The sequence below is a fragment of the Streptomyces sp. P5F9 genome (assembly GCF_057961495.1).
Genome location: NZ_JBXVPZ010000595.1, coordinates 1 through 5,104 on the forward strand (window position 1 = coordinate 1; position 5,104 = coordinate 5,104).

The 5,104-nt window shown below is 71.0% G+C and carries 3 protein-coding genes, 1 rRNA gene and 1 pseudogene; 1 reads left to right on the forward strand and 4 read right to left on the reverse strand.

Translation table 11 applies throughout. The annotated features are described in order from the left end of the window. Nucleotides 1–9: 9 nt before the first annotated feature. Nucleotides 10–1,038: an HAD hydrolase-like protein gene (locus tag AC31A1_RS46420; RefSeq protein ID WP_489659101.1), complete on the reverse strand. Its 1,029-nt coding sequence runs from the start codon at nt 1,036–1,038 to the stop codon at nt 10–12. 72 nt (nt 1,039–1,110) lie between these two features. On the opposite strand from AC31A1_RS46420, the gene AC31A1_RS46425 reads away from it, so the two are divergent. Continuing rightward, complete coding sequence (locus AC31A1_RS46425) at nt 1,111–2,403, forward strand: DUF1015 domain-containing protein (protein WP_489659102.1); 1,293 nt, start codon at nt 1,111–1,113, stop codon at nt 2,401–2,403. Nucleotides 2,404–2,484: 81 nt separating this feature from the next. Here the strand turns inward: AC31A1_RS46425 and AC31A1_RS46430 are convergent, their stop codons facing one another. The 3 genes and pseudogenes from AC31A1_RS46430 to rrf all read right to left on the reverse strand — a co-directional run bounded on the left by AC31A1_RS46430 (nt 2,485) and on the right by rrf (nt 5,091). Further along, entirely contained in the window at nt 2,485–3,324 is an 840-nt protein-coding gene (locus AC31A1_RS46430; RefSeq protein WP_489659103.1) for a tetratricopeptide repeat protein, read from the reverse strand. Nucleotides 3,325–3,801: 477 nt separating this feature from the next. Beyond that, nucleotides 3,802–4,236 (reverse strand): annotated as a pseudogene (locus AC31A1_RS46435) (tetratricopeptide repeat protein); the annotation flags it as partial. Between the two features lie 738 nt (nt 4,237–4,974). Next, nucleotides 4,975–5,091: ribosomal RNA gene (gene rrf / locus AC31A1_RS46440) — 5S ribosomal RNA — on the reverse strand. Between the last annotated feature and the right edge of the window lie 13 nt (nt 5,092–5,104).

A 5,104-nucleotide genomic window follows, 5' to 3' on the forward strand; every position in this document is an offset into this window, starting at 1 on the left:
CCCCCCGCGTCACAACCCCAGTCGCGCCAGCGCCTTCTCCCCGTCCAGCGCGCAGGAACCGTCCCCCGCCGCCGTCCAGGCCGCAGCGCAGAGCGCCCGGAGCCCGTCCAAGGGCTCGCCCTCACCGTCGAGTTCCAGCCGGTCACGGCCCGCCGTCGCCGTCCAGCCACCGCACCGGAAGCCGTCTCCCGCCCCGGTGACCTCGGGCTGCCCGGTGAGCATGCCCCGCAGATCGGCGTCGACGTACGTCGGCCGGTGCTGCGGCGGCGCGGCGAGGAGCTGAGCGCCGTCGGTCACACCGGTCAGGACGAGCAGGGAATCCACCTCCCCGTTGAACGCCCCCTCGATGTCCGTGTCCAGCCGGTCACCCACGACCAACGGTCGCGCGGCGCCCGTCCGCAGGATCGTCTCCTTGTGCATGGGCGGCAACGGCTTGCCGGCCACCTGCGGCTCGGCCCCGGTCGCTATCCGTACGACCTCCACCGCCGCGCCGTTGCCCGGCGCGATGCCGCGCGCGCTCGGGATCGTCAGGTCGGTGTTGGACGCGAACCACGGCACCCCGCGCGCGATGGCGTAACTGGCCTCCGCGAACCGGCCCCAGGCCAGGTCGGGGCCGCCGTAGCCCTGCACGACCGCGACCGGCTCGTCGTCCGCCGAGTCGACGGGCTCAAGCCCGCGCTCACGCAATGCGACCCGCAGTCCCTCGCCGCCGATCACCAGCACGCGGGAGCCCGTCGGCACCTGCTCGCTGATCAGCCGGGCGACGGCCTGCGCGGAGGTGATGACGTCGTAGGCCCCGGTCGGTATGCCCAGCTCGGTGAGGTGCTCGGCCACGGCATCCGGCGTCCGCAGAGCGTTGTTGGTGACGTAGGCCAGACGCATGCCGCCCGCGCGGGCGGTGGCGAGCGAGTCGACCGCGTGGGAGATCGCGTTGCCCCCCGCGTACACCACTCCGTCCAGATCGAGCAGCGCCGTGTCGTACGCCTCGCTCAGGGCCCGTCCACTGCCGTCGGGGCTCGTCCTGACGCTCTGGCTCATTCCACATCGCTCCTCGTTCGATCGCTTTCACCCGATCATCCCGCATGCCACTGACACACGTACGATGCCGGGATGAACACCGCAGGTCACTCGGAAGCAACGGAGCGCCGAGGCCTGGAACTCACCCCGTTCCGAGGCCTTCGCTACGACCCCGACCTGGTCGGCAGCCTGGCCGCCGTGACGTCCCCGCCGTACGACGTGGTCGTACGCCCCGACGGCCTGCACCACCTCCAGGACGCCGACCCGCACAACATCGTCCGGCTGATCCTCCCGCAGGCCGTCACCCCGAGTGCCCGCAACGAACAGGCCGCCGACACCCTGCACCGCTGGCTCTCCGAGGGAGTCCTCACCACGGACCCCGAGCCCGGCCTGTACGTCTATGAACAGCGCGACGGCAACGGCCTGTTGCAACGCGGCGTCATCGGCGCCCTGCGCCTGTCGGACCCGTCGGAGGGTGTGGTCCTGCCGCACGAGGACGTCATGCCGCATGTGGTCGCCGACCGCGCGGCCCTCATGCGCGCCACCTCCGCGAACCTCGAACCCCTGCTCCTGACCTACCGGGGCAACGGCACACCGGCCGACACGACGACGGTGGTCGAGCGCATCGCCGAGGACCCCGCACTCCTGTCGACGACCACGGAGGACGGCTACAGCCACCGCCTCTGGTCGGTCACCGACCCCACCGACCTGGCCCGCATCCAGACGGACCTCGCTCACCACCAGGCCCTGATCGCCGACGGCCATCACCGCTGGGCGACCTACCGACGTCTACGCGCGGAGCATCCCTCCCCCAGCCCCTGGGACTACGGCCTTGTCCTCCTCGTCGACACGGCCCGCTACCCGCTCCGCGTCCGCGCGATCCACCGCCTCCTGCACGGCGTCCCGGTGTCCGACGCCCTGGCGGCCCTCGACGGCCTGTTCCGCGTCCAACACCTGGAAGTACCCCTCGCGGAAGCCCTGGAGAACCTCGCCGACGCGGCCTGCGCGGGCAACGCCTTCCTCCTCGCCGGCGACGGCGCCTTCCACCTGGTCGACCACCCGGACCCGGACCTCCTGGCCCGTACGATCCCGGCCGACCGCCCCGCGGCCTGGCGCACCCTGGACGCGACGGTCCTGCACGCCACCCTCCTGGACCACGTCTGGCACATCCCCGAGGACGACCCGGCCCACATCGCCTACATCCACGACACCGCCGCCACGGTCCGCAAGGCCGAACACGACGGCGGTACGGCGGTGTTGATGCACCCCGTCCGCGAGGAAGTCGTACGCGACCTGGCCCGCCAGGGCGTCACGATGCCCCGCAAGTCGACGTCCTTCGGCCCTAAGCCGGCCTCGGGACTGGTGCTGCGCGCGCTGTACGTCTGAGACACAACCACCAACGCCGGAGACGCGAAAGGGCGGGACCCCAGGTGCTGGGTCCCGCCCTTGTCACTTCACTGACGTAGGTCAGTTCTTGTCATCGTCTTCGTCGTCTTCGTCTTCTTCTTTAAGAAGGACATCTTCCTTGGCGACGTCTTCCTTGGTCTCGGCCGCGGCTTCGGCCTCGTCCGCGTCGTCGTCCTCGATGTCGTCGTCCTCGTCCTCGTCGTCCAACTCGTCGACTACGGAGACGTCGTCCTGAGACTCGACCTCGTCGTCGACCTCGGTGTCGCTGTCGTCCTCGTCCTCGACGAACGCGTCGACGAACTCGACACCGTCCATCTCGGCGAGCCGGTCCGACGCGTCCGTGCTGCCGTCCTTGTCGGACTCCACGGCCTTGGCGAACCACTCCCGCGCCTCGCCCTCACGCCCGGCGGCGAGCAGGGCGTCGGCGTAGGCGTACCGCAGTCGCGCGGTCCACGGCTGCACGGTGTTCGAGGCCAGCTCCGGGCTCTGCAAAGTGACGATGGCCGCGTCGAGCTGGTCCATGTCACGCCGGGCACCGGCCGCGACGAGCCGCATCTCGACCTGCCCGGCCTTGTCGAGCTTGTGCACCTCGGCGGCCCCGGCCATCTCCAGCGCCTTCTCGGGCCGCCCGAGCCCACGCTCGCAGTCGGCCATCACGGGCCACAGGTCCACGCTGCCGGTCATCCGCCGCGCGGCCCGGAACTCGGCCAGCGCCTCGCTGTACTTCTGGTTCGCGTACGCGGCGAACCCGGCCGCCTCACGTACGGCGGCGACGCGCGACGCCAGACGCAGGGCGATCTTGGAGTAGGCGTAGGCGCCCTCGGGGTCCTCGTCGATGAGCCGGGCGACCATCACCAGGTTCTTGGAGACGTCCTCCGCGAGCCCCTTCGGCAGACTCATCAGCTCCTGGCGTACGTCCTTGTCGATCTCCTCGCCGGTGACGTCCTCGGGGATCGGCAGCCGCTTGATCGGCTCGCGGTCACGCTCCCGCTCGTCACGGAACCGGCTGCCGCCACCACGCCGATCGTCGCCCCGACGGTCGTCACGCCGGTCATCGCGGCGGTCGTCACGCCGGAACGCCGGTCGCTCATCGCGGCGGAACCCTCCGCGCTCGCCACCGCGGTCATCGCGACGGGGACCGGACGGCCGGTCGTCACGGCGCGGACCAGCGGGCCGGTCATCACGACGCGGACCGGCGGAACGGTCGTCACGGCGGGGGTAGCTGCCACGGTCACCGCGGTCGTCGTCACGCCGGAAGGCAGGACGCTCGCCTCGATTGTCACGGTCGTCACGGCGGAACGGCGGACGCTCGCCACGGCTGTCGTCACGCCGGAAGGCAGGACGATCCCCACCACGGTCATCACGACGCGGACCGGACGGCCGGTCGTCACGGCGGGGGTAGCTGCCACGGTCACCACGGTTGTCGTCACGCCGGAAGGCGGGACGGTCACCGTCACGGCGGTCGTCCCTACGGTCATCACGGCGGAAGGGCGGACGCTCGCCACCCCGGTTGTCGCTTCGGTTGTCTCGGTTGTCGCTGCGGTCGCCACGGCGGAACGGCGGACGCTCACCACGGCTGTCGTCACGCCGGAAGGCCGGACGATCCCCACCACGGTCATCACGACGCGGACCGGACGGCCGGTCGTCACGACGAGGAGCCGCGGAACGGTCGTCACGTCCCCGGTAGCCACCGCGATCGCCACTGCCACGGTCGTCGCTACGGCGGTCATCGCGCCGGTCGTCGCGGCGGGGGTAGCTGCCACGGTCACCGCGGTCGTCGTCACGCCGGAAACCGCCACTGCCACCGCGGTTGTCGTCCCGGCGGAACGGCGGACGCTCGCCCCGGCTGTCATCGCGCCGGAAACCACCGCGATCGCCTCGATTGTCGTCGCGACGCTCACCACCACGGTTGTCGCTGCGGTCGTCACGACGGAACGCGGGCCGCTCACCACGGTTGTCGTCCCGACGGAAGCCACCGGGACGGCCTCCGCGCTCGCCACCGCGGTCATCGCGACGGGGACCGGAGGGCCTGTCGTCACGGCGCGGACCGGCGGGCCGGTCATCGCGACGCGGACCGGCGGGCCGGTCATCGCGACGCGGACCGGCGGGCCGGTCATCGCGACGCGGGCCGGCGGAACGGTCGTCACGCCCACGGAAACCACCGCGATCGCCACCGCCGCCGCTGCCGGTACCGCCACTGCCACGGTCGTCGCGGCGAGGTGCGCCGCCGCGGTTGTCGTCGCGACGGCCGTAGCCACCGCGATCGCTGCTGCCGCCGCGGTCGTTTCCTCGATCGTTGCTACGGCTCGGGCCTCCGCGGTACCCGCCACGGTCGCCGCGGTCACCACTGTCCCGTCGCCGCTCCTCGCGCTCGGGTCGGTCCTCGGGAGAGTTGGTGGACATCGGTGACTCCTGTCTTCGGTACCGCAAGTCATTCTCGCGCAACCAGCTACTCGGCGCGCTCCGGACTGTGTTTCTGAAAGTTTCTGGAAAAACAAAAGGACCCCTGGTCCCAGCGTGAACGCTGGGACCAGGGGTCCTCCAAATATTGTTCGGCGGCGTCCTACTCTCCCACAGGGTCCCCCCTGCAGTACCATCGGCGCTGTAAGGCTTAGCTTCCGGGTTCGAAATGTAACCGGGCGTTTCCCTCACGCTATGACCACCGAAACCCTATGAAACA